Source organism: Serratia sp. P2ACOL2 (assembly GCF_003691565.1).
Lineage (GTDB): Bacteria > Pseudomonadota > Gammaproteobacteria > Enterobacterales > Enterobacteriaceae > Serratia > Serratia liquefaciens.
Genome location: NZ_CP033162.1, coordinates 108087 through 124265 on the forward strand (window position 1 = coordinate 108087; position 16179 = coordinate 124265).

Genomic DNA, 16179 nt, shown 5'->3' on the forward strand with positions numbered 1-16179 from the left:
GACTTTGTCAAAATCCCCGAACCACGTTGATGAGTGAGCAAACCGAAAAGGAAGGCCCGGATCGCGCGGGAGGGTATCCGGTACGATCCGGGGATGGGTAAGGCGGGGCCATTGAGAAGGTAACGGCCCCGGCCGGCGCCGGGTTTGGCGACCGGCAGAGGGACTATAGCCGGTGTGATTTTCGGCACCAGCTTGGTTGATAGACTTTGCGCAGTCTATCTTTGGATTTCTCTGCAATGGTTAATGGATTACAGCTTATTGCGCGCCACGTCCAAGATAGCCGTCCCAGTCTTTCCACACCGGCTGCAAACCGGCATCGCTAATCGCTTGCGCCACCTGTTGCGGCGTACGGCCATCATGCGGTTCGAACTGCTCCAGTTCAGGCGGCACGTCGTCGGCATAGCCACCGGGTTGTGTCTTGGATCCGGCGCTGACGCTGTTGATCGCCACCGGGATCATATGATCGCGGAAGAACGGGGATTCACGCGTCGACAAAGAAAGTTCCACGTCGGGGGCGAACAGCCGGAAAGCACAGATCAACTGCACCAGTTGCGGTTCACTCATGATCGAGGCCGGTTCTATACCGCCGGCGCAGGGGCGCAAACGCGGGAACGAGATGGAATAACGGCTCTGCCAATAGGTTTGCTGCAGGTAGAATAAGTGCTCGGCCAGCATATAGCAGTCGGTGCGCCAACTGTTGGAGAGCCCGACCAGAGCGCCGAGACCGATCTTGTCGATCCCGGCGCGGCCCAGGCGATCCGGCGTGGCCAACCGCCAATGAAAGTCCTGTTTCTGCCCACGGAGGTGATGCTGCAGATAGGTGGCGGGATGATAGGTTTCCTGATACACCAACACGCCATCCAGCCCCAGCGTTTTCAGTTCGGCATACTCTTCCTGCGCCAGCGGTTGTACCTCCATCATCAGCGAACTGAAATGGCGGCGGATCGCCGGAATATGCTGGCGAAAGTAATCCATGCCGACCTTGGTTTGGTGTTCACCGGTGACCAGCAGCAGATGCTCAAAACCCAAAGCTTTAATCGCCAGACACTCGCGTTCGATTTCTGCGGCATCCAGGGTTTTGCGCTTGATGCGATTGCTCATTGAAAAACCGCAGTAAGTGCAGTCATTAGCGCATAGATTAGACAGGTATAAGGGCACATAGAAGCTGACCACGTTACCAAAACGTTGGCGAGTCAGTTGCTGTGCACGTTGCGCCAAAGGTTCCAGATAGGGCGCCGCGGCAGGGGAGATCAATGCCATAAAGTCTTCACGCGTCAGCTTGTCCGCATTGAGTGCACGCTCCACATCCCGCGCCGTCTTACTGTTAATGCGCAGCGAGATGTCGTCCCAATCCAACTGCTGCCAGCGGCGGCTGAAATCATCGGCCATCACAACGTCTCCCCGGCCTGGCTGAGAAAAGCCGTCAGCGGGCTAGAAGCCGCCGCACTACGTTGGCTACTGCCCAAACCGGCCTGACGCGCCAGTTCACCGGCTTCCAATGCCAAACGGAAAGCATGCGCCATCTGTACGGGATCGCGCGCCACGGCGATAGCCGTATTCACCAGCACCGCATCGGCACCCAGTTCCATGGCTTCCAGTGCATGGCTCGGCGCACCGATACCGGCGTCCACTACCACCGGCACTTTGGCCTGTTCGATAATGATCTCCAGAAAGTCGCGGGTGCGCAGCCCCCGGTTGGAACCGATTGGCGATCCGAGCGGCATGACCGCCGCGCAGCCCACTTCTTCCAGCCGTTTGCATAGCACCGGGTCGGCACCGCAGTAAGGCAGCACCACAAAGCCTTCTTTTACCAAGGTTTCCGCCGCTTTCAGGGTTTCTATGGGGTCCGGCAGCAGGTATTTCACATCAGGGTGAATTTCCAGTTTTACCCAGTGAGTGCCGAGTGCCTCACGCGCCAGCCCGGCGGCAAACACCGCTTCGCCGGCGGTTTTGGCACCAGAGGTGTTGGGCAGCAGGCGAACGCCCAACTGTTGCAGCGGCGCCAGAATGGCATCATTGCCGCCGCGCAGATCAACGCGCTTCATCGCCATGGTGACCAGCTGCGAACCGGAGGCCTGCAGGGCTTCCAGCATCAGCGCTGGGGTGGCGAACTTGCCGGTGCCGGTAAACAGGCGTGAAGTAAAGGTGGTATCGGCGATTTTTAGCATGTCAGCCTCCGGCGATCGCTTGAAACAACAGGATGTCATCACCGTCCTGCACCTGGTGGTTAGCCCAGTCGGCGCGTGGGATGATGGTTTGGTTGATAGCCAGCGCGGTGCCCGGCTGGTGGCGTTGCAGTTGCTCCAGCAAAGCATCGACGCTCAGGGGCTGCGCCAGTTCCAACGGCTGCTCATTAAGCCGGATCTTCATGCTGCCCCTCCGCATACTGCACAGGTGCTGGCCTGGCTGAGTTGCAAGGTGCTCCAGCTTTGTTGTTTACCGTCGAACAACCGTAGTTTGCCGTTCAGTGGTGAAGACATGCCTGCCAGCATCTTTATCGCTTCCAGGGCTTGCAGCGTACCGATGACGCCGACCACCGGGCCGAGCACGCCAGCGGTGCGGCAATTGCGCTGCGGTTCTGCCGATTCCGGGTAAAGACAAGCGTAACAGCCGTGGACATAAGGCGGTTCAATGACCAGCAACTGGCCGCTGAAACCCACCGCGCTGCCGCTGATAAGCGGCTTGTCGGCGCTGATGCAGGCGGCGTTCACCGCATGGCGGGTTTCCATATTGTCGCTGCAGTCCAAAATGAGATCGGCGCGCTCCACTGCGTGGTGCAAGGTTTCGCCTTGCAGCCGTTGCTCCAGCGCAATGGCTTCAACCATCGGGTTCAGTGCCTGTAACTGGCGCTGTGCCAGAGCGGCTTTGCTTTTTTCCACGTCGGGGCTGCGGTACAGGATCTGGCGCTGCAGGTTGGTGACGTGAAGCGTATCGTCATCGGCCAGCAACAGCGTACCGACGCCGGCGGCGGCCAGATAGAGCGCTGCAGGGGAGCCTAAGCCCCCAAGCCCGACGATCAGCGCCGTCGAACGCTTCAGCTTCTCCTGACCTTCCGGGCCGATATCTTCCAGCAGCAGTTGGCGGCTGTAACGCAGGAACTCTTGATCGTTCAACATGGCGTTACTCCTTGCCTTCGATCAGCTGCAGCAGTTGGGCGGTAGCGGCGCGCCAGTCCGGCGCCTGAGTAATGGCGCTGACCACCGCCACGCTACCTACGCCGCAGGCCAACACGTCGGCCACGCGATCGATACTGATCCCGCCGATCGCCACCGTCGGATAGTCACTCAACCCGAGGATATGGCGTTTCAGCTCTGCCAGGCCCTGGGGAGCGGAAGGCATGTCTTTGGTTTGCGTCGGGAAGATATGCCCCAGCGCAATATAAGAAGGCTTCACCGCAATGGCTCGCGCCAGCTCGGCGTCGTCATGGGTGGAAACGCCCAAACGCAATCCGGCGCGGTGAATGGCCGCCAAATCGGTGGTCTCCAGGTCTTCCTGACCCAGGTGGACGCCATAGGCATCGTGTTTAATCGCCAATTGCCAATAGTCATTAATAAATAGCCGGGCGTTGTACCTTTTACCGAGCGCAATGGCGGCGGCAATATCCTCTTCGACCTGCTCATCCGGCAAATCCTTGATGCGCAGTTGGATCGTGGTAACACCCGCATCCAGCAGGCGAGCAATCCATTCGACACTGTCGACTACCGGATATAACCCCAGCTTGTACGGGGTGGCGGGGAAAGGCGTGGTGATATCAGTCATTGCTCAGTTCCTCTTGCAGGTTGCCGGCGCTGTGGTAGAGCTCGCTGTCGCGTGAACGGAACTCGGCCGACATTTTTTCCATGCCGGTGAGTTGTACTTCTATCGGTTTGGCGGCTTCCTGCGCAGCGGCATAGTCGCGTACTTCCTGCGAAATTTTCATCGAGCAGAATTTGGGGCCGCACATGGAACAGAAGTGGGCGATTTTGCCGGACTCTTGCGGCAGGGTTTCGTCGTGATAAGCGCGGGCGGTAGCCGGATCGAGCGCCAGGTTGAACTGATCTTCCCAGCGGAATTCGAAACGCGCCTTGGACATGGCGTTATCGCGGATCTGGGCACCCGGGTGGCCTTTGGCCAAATCGGCGGCGTGGGCGGCAATTTTGTAGGTGATCAGCCCCTGTTTGACGTCTTCTTTGTTCGGCAGCCCGAGGTGCTCCTTCGGCGTGACGTAACACAGCATGGCGCAGCCGAACCAACCGATCATCGCGGCGCCGATGCCGGAGGTGAAGTGGTCATAGCCCGGAGCGATATCGGTGGTTAGCGGGCCAAGGGTGTAGAACGGCGCTTCGTGGCAATGCTCCAACTCTTCGGTCATGTTGCGACGGATCATTTGCATCGGTACATGACCCGGGCCTTCGATCATCACCTGCACGTCATATTCCCAGGCAATTTTAGTCAGTTCGCCCAGCGTGTGTAGTTCGGCGAACTGCGCTTCATCATTGGCGTCCTGAATTGAGCCGGGGCGCAGGCCATCGCCTAGGGACAGAGAGACGTCATAGGCGGCGCAAATTTCGCAGATTTCGCGGAAGTGCTGGTACAGGAAGTTTTCCTGATGGTGTGACAGACACCATTTAGCCATGATCGAACCGCCGCGCGAGACGATGCCGGTCAGGCGCTTGGCGGTCATCGGTACATAGCGCAACAGTACGCCGGCGTGGATGGTGAAGTAGTCAACGCCTTGCTCTGCCTGCTCAAGTAACGTATCGCGGAACATTTCCCAGGTCAGGTTTTCCGCCACGCCGTTCACTTTTTCCAGCGCCTGATAGATAGGCACCGTGCCGATCGGTACCGGGCTGTTACGCAGGATCCATTCGCGGGTTTCGTGGATATAACGGCCGGTGGACAGGTCCATCACCGTATCCGCGCCCCAGCGGGTGGACCAGACCAGTTTTTCGACCTCCTCTTCGATGGATGAGGTCACCGCCGAGTTGCCGATGTTGGCGTTAACTTTCACCAGAAAATTGCGACCGATGATCATCGGCTCGGATTCGGGATGGTTGATATTAGCGGGGATGATGGCGCGTCCAGCGGCCACTTCCTGGCGAACGAATTCCGGCGTGATGTTCTCCGGCAGATTGGCGCCCCAACTTTGGCCTGGATGCTGCTGGCGCAGGACATCGCCACGGATACGCTCGCGGCCCATGTTTTCGCGGATGGCGATAAACTCCATCTCAGGGGTGATTACGCCAGCGCGGGCGTAGTGCAACTGGGTGACGCATTTGCCGGGTTGCGCCTTGCGCGGCCGCGGCAGATGTTCAAAACGCAGGTGATCCAGACCTTCATCCGCCAGGCGCTGCTGGGTAAAGCCGGAACTGACGCCATTGAGCAGTTCGGTATCACCGCGTTCAGCTATCCAGCCTGCACGCAGTTTTACCAGGCCGGTATGCACATTAAGTTCAGATTGCGGATCGCCATAAGGACCGGCAGTGTCGTATACCGGAATGGCTTCGTTGGGCTGGTACTGTGGGTTGTCTTTGTCGCCGCCAAGCAGCGTCGGGCTAAGCTGGATTTCACGCATCGGCACCTGCAGATCGTTGCGTGAGCCCTGCAGATAAATCCGGCGTGAATTGGGAAAGGACACGCCCTGAAGGGTATCGATAAACTGCTGGGCTTCTTCGCGTTGCTCTTTACGGGCACGGGGTTTTTTAACGTTAGACATAGCAAGTTCCTACCAGTGTGTTGGGTTGGGAATGTTGCTTGTCTGGAGCTCGGAGGGAGTAATGATGCTGGCCGACAGGGCGGGATTATCCCTGTTGGGATCACCTGCCTGTGGCGATAGATTACTCTTGTTCCCTTCGCGGGTATTAACCCGATCAGGTTCCGCGGATCCCGAATTAACGGTCTCAGCCTGGCCAATTTGATGAACAAATCAGGCGCTAGGCACTCCGACAAGATGCCCCCAGTATAGGAGGGTGAATAAAAAAAACTACAAAATTCTAACGTGCCTGATCCAGCGCTTTATCCGGCATCGTTTGTTGCCAGGCTTCGGTCGCCAGTTGGATCAGCTTATCTTCCAGGGTAAAACGTGCCGCCAGGGTTTCACCGATATCCGACAATGCCTGATGGAGTTCCAGGCACACATCCTGATCGATATCCACTTCGGTATAGCGATCGTGAAATGCCATAATCTGTTCGGTATTTGCCCACAGTTTGGGGTAGATGTTTACCGACAGCGTCATTTTCGGACTGGATGCGCCTTCCACTTGCTTGATAATTCTGTCATAGATATGAAAATGACCGGCGGAGAGGTAATCCACCAGATTATGGCAAAAGTTCTCCAGCGCTTTTTCATTCAGCGGCGTATGCTTTTCTTTATTCGGTTTGATACCCACGAGGGTGCAATAGGCGACCAGCAATTGCTTGCGAGCCTGAAGCCATTGATCAACTAATTCATTACTACCACCAACGCGCTGAGTCAGGCTTTCCAAACGGTTGAGCATGTTTGACTCCGTAAGTAATAAAACGTAACAGTAAGTTATTAAAATGTTACAAGGCCGATTTGTAGAGTGCCAGTGAAGCTGAGGTTGTGCAACAACGATATGGAACTTGCATTAACGGGTAATGAAAATGGCTGGTGGATTGTCAGCCATGAAAGCAAACTTTGGTTACCAAACGGTGAATTGCCGTGTGGTTTGGCGGCGTCATTCTCCCTGCAGGGGCGAATGGCCAGGGCTATTGGTGAATGGGAAGGGCTGCCGGTCTGGCTGGTGCGTCAGGCGATGCCGCAGGACATGGGCTCGGTACGCCAACTGCTTGAGCTCGATCGTGGACTGTTCCAGCTCGCTGGGCGCGGGGTGCAACTGGCCGACTTCTACCGTTCCCATCGCTACTGCGGTTACTGCGGCCATGAGATGCATCTCAGTCGCACGGAGAGTGCCTGTCTGTGCGGCAATTGCCGCGAGCGTTACTACCCGCAAATCGCCCCTTGCGTGATTGTTGCCATTCGACGTGACGACGAGATCCTGCTGGCCCAGCACGTGCGCCATCGCGGTGGAATTCATACTGTCCTGGCCGGTTTTGTTGAGGTCGGCGAAACGCTGGAGCAGGCGGCTGCGCGCGAGGTAATGGAGGAAAGTAATATTGAAATCAAAAACCTGCGCTACGTCACCTCGCAACCCTGGCCATTCCCGCATTCGCTGATGATGGCCTTTATGGCCGATTACCATCGGGGTGAGATCCGTCACGATCCGAAAGAGCTGCTTAACGCCGGCTGGTACCGCTACGATCGGTTGCCGCTTTTGCCGCCGCCTGGCACCGTGGCGCGCCGCCTGATAGAGGACACCGTAGCCTTATGCCGCGAGCAATAACTCGCTACAATAGCGGCAGATGAATAAGGGAGCCCCATAAATGAATGAGTTGAAGAACGATCGTTACCTGCGCGCGCTGCTGCGTCAGCCGGTGGATGTGACCCCCGTATGGATGATGCGTCAGGCCGGTCGTTATTTGCCGGAGTACAAAGCCACCCGTGCCCAGGCCGGTAATTTTATGTCGCTGTGCAAGAATGCGGAACTGGCTTGCGAGGTTACGCTGCAGCCGTTGCGCCGCTTCCCGCTGGATGCGGCCATTCTGTTCTCCGACATCCTCACCATTCCCGATGCCATGGGGCTGGGGCTGTATTTCGAAACCGGCGAAGGCCCGCGTTTCTCCTCGCCGATTACCTGTCGTGCCGACGTGGACAAGTTGCCGGCCTTCGATCCGGAAGTGGAACTGAGCTATGTGATGAACGCGGTGCGTACTATCCGCCGCGAGCTCAAAGGCGAAGTGCCGCTGATCGGTTTCTCCGGCAGCCCGTGGACCCTGGCGACCTATATGGTGGAAGGCGGCAGCAGCAAGGCCTTCACCAAGCTGAAAAAAATGATGTATGCGGAGCCGGCTACGCTGCACCTGCTGCTGGATAAGCTGGCAGACAGCGTCATTTTGTATCTCAATGCCCAGATCAAAGCCGGCGCGCAGTCGGTGATGGTCTTCGATACCTGGGGGGGCGTGCTGACCGGCCGTGACTACCGCGAATTCTCTCTGCATTACATGCATAAGATTGTCGATGGGCTGCTGCGTGAAAACGATGGCCGCCGCGTGCCGGTCACGCTGTTCACCAAAGGCGGTGGCCAGTGGCTGGAGGCCATGGCGGCCACCGGCTGTGACGCGCTGGGCCTTGACTGGACGACCGACATCGCTGACGCGCGCCGTCGCGTAGGGGATAAAGTCGCGCTGCAGGGCAACATGGATCCTTCTATGCTGTATGCGTCACCTGAGCGTATTGCCCAGGAAGTGGAGACCATCCTCGCCGGTTTCGGTCACGGTGAAGGGCACGTATTTAACCTGGGTCACGGCATTCATTTGGATGTGCCACCAGAAAACGCCGGCGCCTTTGTCGAGGCGGTTCACGCTCAATCGGGCAAATACCATCGCTAAGGACCGGACGTGATAGATACTCAAGCCCTACGCGCGGAGCAATTGCAGCGCGCCTCGGAAGTGATTCGTTACGATGACTTCCAGACCGAGTCGCCGGCCTTTATTGCCGGTGCCGACGTGGGCTTTGAACAGGAAGGTGAGGTGACGCGTGCTGCCATTGCCATTCTGCGCTATCCATCGCTGGAGCTGGTGGAGTACCGGGTGGCTCGTGTCGCGACCACCCTGCCTTACATTCCCGGTTTTTTATCATTTCGTGAATACCCTGCGTTGCTCGCGGCTTGGGAGCAATTGCAGCAGAAGCCGGACCTGGTTTTTGTCGACGGCCATGGTATCTCACACCCGCGCCGTCTGGGCGTTGCCAGCCATTTCGGTCTGCTGGTCGACGTACCGACCATTGGCGTCGCCAAAAAGCGCCTGTGCGGTAAATTCGCCCCTTTGGACGCCGCCGCCGGCGCGTTGGCGCCGCTGGAAGATAAAAGCGAGCAGCTTGGCTGGGTGTGGCGTAGCAAGGCGCGTTGTAACCCGTTGTTTATCTCTACCGGCCACCGCGTCGGGGCCGACAGTGCGTTGACCTGGGTACAACGTTGCATGGCGGGCTACCGTTTGCCGGAACCTACGCGCTGGGCCGATGCCATCGCCTCGCGCCGGCCGGCCTTCCAGCGCTGGTTGCAGCAGTATCCAGAGGTGTCGCAATGACCGATTTCGGGTACACTGCGGCGCAGATAACGCGTAAGAGAGTGAATAATGCTACGTAACCCGATCCATTTACGTCTGGAAAAGCTTGAAAGCTGGCAACATTTGACCTTTATGGCCAGTTTGTGCGAGCGTATGTATCCGAATTACCAGATGTTCTGCCTGCAAACCGAGTTTGGCGATCCGGCGATTTACCGCCGCATTCTGGATTTGGTGTGGGAAACGCTGGTGGTCAAGGACGCCAAGGTCAACTTTGACAGCCAGCTGGAGAAGTTGGAAGAGGCGATACCTTCGGCAGAAGATTACGATCTTTACGGCGTTTACCCGGCTATTGACGCCTGTATCGCATTAGGGGAACTGATCCATTCGCGACTCAGCGGGGAGACGCTAGAGCACGCCATCGCCATTAGCGAAACGTCAATTCGCACCGTGGCGATGTTGGAAATGACTCAGGCCGGTAAAGAAATGACCGACGATGAGCTCAAGGTTTTGCCTGCGGTAGAGGAAGAATGGGACATCCAATGGGAAATTTTCCGCCTGTTGGCTGACTGCGAGGAACGCGATTTAGAGCTGATCAAAGGCTTGCGTTCTGACCTCCGCGAGGCCGCGGTGAGTAATATCGGGATAAATTTAACGCAATAAGGCAAGAAAACGTGATTTAACGCCTGATTTGTCATGCCTTAAGGCTTCACATCCGCACCCTGTCTGGTCTACATTTGGGGGGCGTAAAAAAAGTGGCTATCGGTGCGTGTATGCAGGGAGTGCTGTCAATCGGCATATCCGTCGCACTCGATGCTTTGCAAACGATAAACACACTGTAAGGATAACTTATGAACAAGACTCAACTGATTGATGTAATCGCGGACAAGGCTGACCTTTCCAAAGCACAAGCTAAACTGGCTCTGGAATCCACCCTGGCTGCTATTACTGAGTCTCTGAAAGAAGGTGATGCAGTACAATTGGTTGGTTTCGGTACTTTCAAGGTCAACCACCGCAACGAGCGCACTGGTCGCAACCCGCAGACTGGTAAAGAAATCAAAATCGCAGCTGCTAACGTGCCTGCGTTCGTTTCTGGTAAAGCACTGAAAGACGCGGTTAAGTAATACTGCGTGTTGGTGAAAAGATTAAACAGGGGGGCAATAGCGCCCCTTTTGTTTATCCGACAGGCGCTCATGGTCATCGGCTTTGCCGGTGTCCTGAGCGCCTGCAGCAGTCATTCAGATCCCCCTGCCTTTAGTGCCAGCGGCTTTGTGGCCGACCAGGGCGTTATTCGCCTGTGGCGCAAAGACGACGATCGGCATCGCCCACAGGTGCTGATGAGCGTCTACAGTCCTTATCGCGGTCCGGGCACCGTCACCACGCTGTACGAATACCAAAACGGCGAACTGCGCCAGATTAAACGCACCGATGCCGATGGCGATCGTGACTCTATTCAACTTCGCTTCACCGATGACGGCGAAGTAAGCTTTATGCAGCGTCAACTGGCCACGCGGCGTGAACAACTGACCGCCGATGAAATCGCGCTGTACCAATACCAGGCGCGTCGAGTGCTTGAAGTGAGTAATGCGCTGCGTGCCGGCAATGTGAAACTGCTGCAGGGGCGTTGGCAACAGGGCACGGTGCAAACCTGCGATGGCCAAACGTTGAAACCAGGGCTGGACGGCAGTGCCGAAGCCTGGATTGAGCGTCGCGCCCGCAACAGCAGCCAACCGGTGAATATTGCCTGGTTGGATGCGCCGGAAGGGCGTGAACTGCTGCTGGTGGCAAACGACGATTTTTGCCGCTGGGAACCGAAAGAAGATCAGCTATAAAAAAGGCCCCGCATGGCGGAGCCCTCAGAGATTTTAGCGTTCAGATCATTTGCCGCGTGCAATCGCACGATAGCCAATGTCCTTACGGCAGAAGCTGCCTGTCCACTGAATGCCATCCGCCAATTGGTAAGCGCGTTGTTGCGCCTGAGCCACCGTTTCACCCAGCGCGGTAACGCACAGCACGCGGCCACCGCTGGTCACCACGTCGTTACCCTGCATACGGGTGCCGGCATGGAATACCTTGCCGTCGGCGCTTTCTTGCTGCGGCAGACCCTGAATGACCTCACCGTTGTTATAGTCACCAGGATAACCGCCGGCTGCCAGTACCACGCCCAACGCAGGACGTTCATCCCATTCAGACGTTTTCTCATCCAGCTTGCCTTCCGCACCGGCCAGGCACAGTTCAACCAGATCAGAGCGCAGACGCAGCATGATCGGCTGGGTTTCCGGATCGCCAAAGCGGCAGTTGAATTCAATGACTTTCGGTTGACCGTCCGCAGAGATCATCAGCCCGGCATAAAGGAAGCCGACATAGGTGTTACCTTCCGCCGCCATGCCACGCACGGTTGGCCAGATAACCTGGTCCATCGCGCGCTGGTGGATTTCATCGGTTACCACTGGCGCCGGGGAATAAGCCCCCATACCACCGGTGTTCGGGCCTGTGTCGCCATCGCCGACACGTTTGTGATCCTGGCTGGTGGCCATCGGCACTACGTTTTCACCGTCGACCATGACGATAAAGCTGGCTTCTTCCCCATCCAGGAATTCTTCCACCACGATGCGGTGGCCTGCATCGCCGAAGGCGTTACCTGCCAGCATGTCTTGCACGGCGTCTTCCGCTTCCTGCAGCGTCATGGCAACAATCACGCCTTTACCGGCCGCCAGGCCGTCGGCCTTGATGACGATCGGTGCACCTTTACTGCGAACATAGGCCAGCGCCGGTTCGACTTCGGTAAAGTTTTGGTACTCGGCGCTTGGAATATTGTGGCGCGCCAGGAAATCTTTGGTGAAGGCTTTAGAGCCTTCTAACTGGGCTGCGGCCTGAGAGGGGCCAAAGATTTTCAGACCGGCGGCCTGGAAGGCGTCAACCACGCCAATCACCAGCGGCGCTTCCGGCCCGACAATGGTGAGGCCGATATCGTTGCTCTGGGCAAAAGCGAGCAGGGCCGGAATATCGGTAGCGGAGATCTCGACGTTCGTAAGACCTGGTTCCAGCGCGGTACCGGCATTGCCCGGTGCTACGTAAACTTTGTCCGCCAGCGGTGATTGGGCTGCTTTCCAGGCCAGCGCGTGTTCGCGTCCGCCGTTGCCGATAATTAAAATGTTCATCAGGTGCTCCACGAAGGGCGTGCGCCGCAGCGCACGCAGCAAAAAGGATTAATGGCGGAAGTGACGCATATCGGTAAAGATCATCGCAATGCCGTGTTCGTTGGCGGCGGCAATCACTTCATCATCACGGATCGACCCGCCTGGCTGGATCACGCAGGTGATGCCAACGGCTGCCGCGGCATCGATGCCGTCACGGAACGGGAAGAAGGCGTCGGACGCCATGGCGGAGCCTTTGACTTCCAGACCTTCGTCGGCGGCTTTGATGCCGGCGATCTTGGCTGAGTAAACGCGGCTCATTTGCCCCGCACCTATGCCGATGGTCATGTTGTCGCGCGCATAAACAATGGCGTTGGACTTAACAAACTTGGCCACTTTCCAGCAGAACAGCGCATCACGCAATTCCTGAGCGGTAGGTTGGCGTTCGGACACTACGCGCAGATCGCTTTCACTCACCATGCCCAGATCGCGATCCTGCACCAGCAAGCCGCCGTTGACGCGCTTGAAGTCCAGAGCGGCAACGCGTTGCTGCCATTGGCCGCAGGCCAGCACGCGGACGTTCTGTTTGGCGGCCAGCAGGGAGCGCGCTTCCTGGCTGATGCTAGGTGCGATAATCACTTCCACAAACTGACGACTGATAATGGCTTGCGCAGTGGCGGCGTCCAGTTCGCGGTTGAAGGCGATGATGCCGCCGAACGCGGAGGTAGGATCGGTTTGATAGGCACGCTCATAGGCTGCCAGAATATCGTCGCCTATCGCCACGCCACAGGGGTTGGCGTGCTTGACGATAACGCAGGCCGGTTCGGCGAACTCTTTCACGCACTCCAGTGCCGCATCGGTATCGGCGATGTTGTTGTACGACAACGCTTTGCCCTGTAGCTGATCGGCGGTGGCGACAGAAGCTTCCTGAACATTCTCTTCTATATAGAAGGCGGCCTGCTGGTGGCTGTTCTCACCATAACGCATATCCTGCTTCTTGATGTAGTTAAGGTTCAGCGTGCGAGGGAAGCGACCGGAAGGCTGCTCGGTTTCGCCATGGTAGGCCGGCACCAGCGCGCCGAAGTAGTTGGCGATCATGCTGTCGTAAGCGGCGGTGTGTTCAAACGCCTTGATAGCCAGATCGAAACGGGTGGCGTATTGCAGTGAGCCGTCGTTGTTATCCATCTCGGTAATGATAGCGGCGTAGTCACTGCTCTTTACCACGATGGCGACGTCTTTATGGTTCTTGGCCGCGGAGCGCACCATGGTCGGGCCGCCGATGTCGATATTCTCTACTGCATCTTCCAGCGAGCAATCCGGGCGCGCCACGGTTTGGGCGAACGGATACAGGTTTACCACCACCATGTCGATCGGCTTGATGTCATGTTGGCTCATGATGCCATCGTCCTGACCGCGACGGCCCAGAATGCCACCGTGCACTTTCGGGTGCAGCGTCTTTACTCGTCCATCCATCATTTCCGGGAAGCCGGTGTAGTCGGAAACTTCGGTAACAGGTAGACCGGCATCTGCCAGCAGGCGAGCGGTACCGCCGGTGGAGAGCAGTTCAACGCCACGGCTTGAAAGCGCTTCGGCGAATTCAACGATACCGGCTTTGTCAGAGACGCTGAGCAGGGCCCGGCGGATTGGACGAGGTTGTTGCATGGTTTTATCCCTTGGCTTTGGAGTCGCAATAAAAGAGCGTTACGTGAATTTCCACCTTCTACTCTCTATAAGGAAAGGTTTTTCTCTCTATAAAGAGGGTATCGGGCACAAATTCAGGTAACGCCCCCATAAAAAGGGGAGCGTTTCGTCGCGGGGAATTGTAGCGAAAACGTTTGCGTGGCGCTCGTAAATTTTCCGTGCAAATGGCTTCTGTGGATAAGTTTGTGCACAACAGGGTATAAGGCGGGCTTTTGCTGTGGAATGCAGCAAACGGTCGTTTTTGTCGAAAATACCTGTTGCGGCCTGCGAGGAACTCCCTATAATGCGCCTCCATCGACACGGAACATGTGAACAACTTCACAGAGTCTCCGGGGTTCGAAGAGAAAAAATCCTGAAATTTAGGGGTTGACTCTGAAAGAGGAAAGCGTATTATACGCCACCTCGAGATAGCAAGCTACGGCGGCTAACTCACTGCTCTTTAACAATTTATCAGACAATCTGTGTGGGCACTCCACAAGACGATATCCAGAACCTTAGGGTTCAAAAAAATATCAAGTCTTGAAGAGTGACCAAGCAGTAATTCATTTAGTTGAATTATTACGAAAGTTAATTTTCGAGCATCGCTTCACGAGTTGAAGCAAATCAAGCTTTTAATTGAAGAGTTTGATCATGGCTCAGATTGAACGCTGGCGGCAGGCCTAACACATGCAAGTCGAGCGGTAGCACAGGGAGCTTGCTCCTGGGTGACGAGCGGCGGACGGGTGAGTAATGTCTGGGAAACTGCCTGATGGAGGGGGATAACTACTGGAAACGGTAGCTAATACCGCATAACGTCTACGGACCAAAGTGGGGGACCTTCGGGCCTCATGCCATCAGATGTGCCCAGATGGGATTAGCTAGTAGGTGGGGTAATGGCTCACCTAGGCGACGATCCCTAGCTGGTCTGAGAGGATGACCAGCCACACTGGAACTGAGACACGGTCCAGACTCCTACGGGAGGCAGCAGTGGGGAATATTGCACAATGGGCGCAAGCCTGATGCAGCCATGCCGCGTGTGTGAAGAAGGCCTTCGGGTTGTAAAGCACTTTCAGCGAGGAGGAAGGGTAGTGTGTTAATAGCACATTGCATTGACGTTACTCGCAGAAGAAGCACCGGCTAACTCCGTGCCAGCAGCCGCGGTAATACGGAGGGTGCAAGCGTTAATCGGAATTACTGGGCGTAAAGCGCACGCAGGCGGTTTGTTAAGTCAGATGTGAAATCCCCGCGCTTAACGTGGGAACTGCATTTGAAACTGGCAAGCTAGAGTCTTGTAGAGGGGGGTAGAATTCCAGGTGTAGCGGTGAAATGCGTAGAGATCTGGAGGAATACCGGTGGCGAAGGCGGCCCCCTGGACAAAGACTGACGCTCAGGTGCGAAAGCGTGGGGAGCAAACAGGATTAGATACCCTGGTAGTCCACGCTGTAAACGATGTCGACTTGGAGGTTGTGCCCTTGAGGCGTGGCTTCCGGAGCTAACGCGTTAAGTCGACCGCCTGGGGAGTACGGCCGCAAGGTTAAAACTCAAATGAATTGACGGGGGCCCGCACAAGCGGTGGAGCATGTGGTTTAATTCGATGCAACGCGAAGAACCTTACCTACTCTTGACATCCAGAGAATTCGCTAGAGATAGCTTAGTGCCTTCGGGAACTCTGAGACAGGTGCTGCATGGCTGTCGTCAGCTCGTGTTGTGAAATGTTGGGTTAAGTCCCGCAACGAGCGCAACCCTTATCCTTTGTTGCCAGCACGTAATGGTGGGAACTCAAAGGAGACTGCCGGTGATAAACCGGAGGAAGGTGGGGATGACGTCAAGTCATCATGGCCCTTACGAGTAGGGCTACACACGTGCTACAATGGCGTATACAAAGAGAAGCGAACTCGCGAGAGCAAGCGGACCTCATAAAGTACGTCGTAGTCCGGATCGGAGTCTGCAACTCGACTCCGTGAAGTCGGAATCGCTAGTAATCGTAGATCAGAATGCTACGGTGAATACGTTCCCGGGCCTTGTACACACCGCCCGTCACACCATGGGAGTGGGTTGCAAAAGAAGTAGGTAGCTTAACCTTCGGGAGGGCGCTTACCACTTTGTGATTCATGACTGGGGTGAAGTCGTAACAAGGTAACCGTAGGGGAACCTGCGGTTGGATCACCTCCTTACCTAATGATATTGATTCGCGTGAAGTGCTCACACAGATTGTCTGATGAAAAAGTAACGAGCAGAAATA

15 protein-coding genes, 1 rRNA gene and 1 riboswitch are annotated in these 16179 nt (G+C 56.5%); of the genes, 7 read left to right on the plus strand and 9 right to left on the minus strand.

The genetic code is table 11. The annotated features are described in order from the left end of the window. Window positions 1–255 precede the first annotated feature (255 nt). The 7 genes from thiH to EBA31_RS00560 form a co-directional block, all read right to left on the minus strand. On the minus strand, window positions 256–1389 hold the full coding sequence (gene thiH, locus EBA31_RS00530) for a 2-iminoacetate synthase ThiH (protein WP_122076619.1): 1134 nt from the start codon (window positions 1387–1389) through the stop codon (window positions 256–258). Continuing rightward, window positions 1389–2168: a thiazole synthase gene (locus tag EBA31_RS00535; RefSeq protein ID WP_122076622.1), complete on the minus strand. Its 780-nt coding sequence runs from the start codon at window positions 2166–2168 to the stop codon at window positions 1389–1391. The genes thiH and EBA31_RS00535 overlap by 1 nt, the downstream gene beginning before the upstream one ends. Window position 2169: 1 nt before the next feature. After that, on the minus strand, window positions 2170–2370 hold the full coding sequence (thiS, locus tag EBA31_RS00540) for a sulfur carrier protein ThiS (RefSeq protein WP_048759445.1): 201 nt from the start codon (window positions 2368–2370) through the stop codon (window positions 2170–2172). Beyond that, a complete protein-coding gene (locus tag EBA31_RS00545) occupies window positions 2367–3116 on the minus strand; it encodes a HesA/MoeB/ThiF family protein (RefSeq protein WP_122076625.1) in 750 nt (249 codons plus the stop codon). The genes thiS and EBA31_RS00545 overlap by 4 nt, the downstream gene beginning before the upstream one ends. Before the next feature lie 4 nt (window positions 3117–3120). Then, window positions 3121–3759 (minus strand): thiamine phosphate synthase, encoded by a 639-nt coding sequence (thiE, locus tag EBA31_RS00550; protein WP_122076629.1) that lies wholly within the window; start codon window positions 3757–3759, stop codon window positions 3121–3123. Continuing rightward, entirely contained in the window at window positions 3752–5695 is a 1944-nt protein-coding gene (gene thiC / locus EBA31_RS00555; RefSeq protein ID WP_122076634.1) for a phosphomethylpyrimidine synthase ThiC, read from the minus strand. Before thiC ends, thiE begins: the two co-directional genes overlap by 8 nt. Window positions 5696–5809: 114 nt before the next feature. Beyond that, window positions 5810–5934, minus strand: a riboswitch (TPP riboswitch). 38 nt (window positions 5935–5972) lie between these two features. Then, window positions 5973–6476 (minus strand): Rsd/AlgQ family anti-sigma factor, encoded by a 504-nt coding sequence (locus tag EBA31_RS00560; RefSeq protein WP_020828731.1) that lies wholly within the window; start codon window positions 6474–6476, stop codon window positions 5973–5975. Window positions 6477–6575: 99 nt separating this feature from the next. Between EBA31_RS00560 and nudC the strand changes: the two genes are divergently transcribed. From nudC to EBA31_RS00590, 6 genes are all read left to right on the plus strand, one after another. Beyond that, window positions 6576–7343: an NAD(+) diphosphatase gene (gene nudC / locus EBA31_RS00565; protein ID WP_020828730.1), complete on the plus strand. Its 768-nt coding sequence runs from the start codon at window positions 6576–6578 to the stop codon at window positions 7341–7343. A gap of 40 nt (window positions 7344–7383) precedes the next feature. Continuing rightward, entirely contained in the window at window positions 7384–8448 is a 1065-nt protein-coding gene (hemE, locus tag EBA31_RS00570; RefSeq protein ID WP_122076638.1) for a uroporphyrinogen decarboxylase, read from the plus strand. Between the two features lie 9 nt (window positions 8449–8457). Then, window positions 8458–9144 (plus strand): deoxyribonuclease V, encoded by a 687-nt coding sequence (gene nfi / locus EBA31_RS00575; protein WP_122076642.1) that lies wholly within the window; start codon window positions 8458–8460, stop codon window positions 9142–9144. Window positions 9145–9192: 48 nt separating this feature from the next. Continuing rightward, a complete protein-coding gene (locus EBA31_RS00580; protein WP_004953973.1) occupies window positions 9193–9783 on the plus strand; it encodes a YjaG family protein in 591 nt (196 codons plus the stop codon). A gap of 188 nt (window positions 9784–9971) precedes the next feature. After that, window positions 9972–10244 (plus strand): nucleoid-associated protein HU-alpha, encoded by a 273-nt coding sequence (gene hupA / locus EBA31_RS00585; protein ID WP_012004757.1) that lies wholly within the window; start codon window positions 9972–9974, stop codon window positions 10242–10244. A 69-nt stretch (window positions 10245–10313) separates the two neighbouring features. Continuing rightward, complete coding sequence (locus EBA31_RS00590; RefSeq protein WP_234530531.1) at window positions 10314–10952, plus strand: DUF1481 domain-containing protein; 639 nt, start codon at window positions 10314–10316, stop codon at window positions 10950–10952. A gap of 45 nt (window positions 10953–10997) precedes the next feature. On the opposite strand, the gene purD is transcribed toward EBA31_RS00590, so the two are convergent. Together purD and purH are read right to left on the minus strand one after the other, a co-directional pair. Continuing rightward, window positions 10998–12281, minus strand: coding sequence for a phosphoribosylamine--glycine ligase (gene purD, locus EBA31_RS00595; protein WP_046374688.1), 1284 nt, complete (start codon window positions 12279–12281; stop codon window positions 10998–11000). A 48-nt stretch (window positions 12282–12329) separates the two neighbouring features. Continuing rightward, window positions 12330–13919 carry a bifunctional phosphoribosylaminoimidazolecarboxamide formyltransferase/IMP cyclohydrolase gene (gene purH, locus EBA31_RS00600; RefSeq protein WP_020828725.1) on the minus strand — a complete coding sequence of 530 codons (1590 nt, stop codon included), beginning with the start codon at window positions 13917–13919 and terminating at the stop codon, window positions 12330–12332. Between the two features lie 651 nt (window positions 13920–14570). Here purH and EBA31_RS00605 point away from each other — a divergent pair. Next, window positions 14571–16111 (plus strand): 16S ribosomal RNA (locus EBA31_RS00605). Window positions 16112–16179: the final 68 nt, after the last annotated feature.

Bases quoted from the DNA above. Each gene is read 5' to 3' on its own strand.
- purH (WP_020828725.1), bottom strand. From the start codon at position 13,919: ATGCAACAACCTCGTCCAATCCGCCGGGCCCTGCTCAGCGTCTCTGAC.
- thiE (WP_122076629.1), bottom strand. From the start codon at position 3,759: ATGACTGATATCACCACGCCTTTCCCCGCCACCCCGTACAAGCTGGGG.
- thiH (WP_122076619.1), bottom strand. From the start codon at position 1,389: ATGGCCGATGATTTCAGCCGCCGCTGGCAGCAGTTGGATTGGGACGAC.
- hemE (WP_122076638.1), top strand. From the start codon at position 7,384: ATGAATGAGTTGAAGAACGATCGTTACCTGCGCGCGCTGCTGCGTCAG.
- EBA31_RS00560 (WP_020828731.1), bottom strand. From the start codon at position 6,476: ATGCTCAACCGTTTGGAAAGCCTGACTCAGCGCGTTGGTGGTAGTAAT.
- EBA31_RS00545 (WP_122076625.1), bottom strand. From the start codon at position 3,116: ATGTTGAACGATCAAGAGTTCCTGCGTTACAGCCGCCAACTGCTGCTG.
- thiC (WP_122076634.1), bottom strand. From the start codon at position 5,695: ATGTCTAACGTTAAAAAACCCCGTGCCCGTAAAGAGCAACGCGAAGAA.
- hupA (WP_012004757.1), top strand. From the start codon at position 9,972: ATGAACAAGACTCAACTGATTGATGTAATCGCGGACAAGGCTGACCTT.
- EBA31_RS00590 (WP_234530531.1), top strand. From the start codon at position 10,314: ATGGTCATCGGCTTTGCCGGTGTCCTGAGCGCCTGCAGCAGTCATTCA.
- EBA31_RS00535 (WP_122076622.1), bottom strand. From the start codon at position 2,168: ATGCTAAAAATCGCCGATACCACCTTTACTTCACGCCTGTTTACCGGC.
- EBA31_RS00580 (WP_004953973.1), top strand. From the start codon at position 9,193: ATGCTACGTAACCCGATCCATTTACGTCTGGAAAAGCTTGAAAGCTGG.
- thiS (WP_048759445.1), bottom strand. From the start codon at position 2,370: ATGAAGATCCGGCTTAATGAGCAGCCGTTGGAACTGGCGCAGCCCCTG.
- nudC (WP_020828730.1), top strand. From the start codon at position 6,576: ATGGAACTTGCATTAACGGGTAATGAAAATGGCTGGTGGATTGTCAGC.
- purD (WP_046374688.1), bottom strand. From the start codon at position 12,281: ATGAACATTTTAATTATCGGCAACGGCGGACGCGAACACGCGCTGGCC.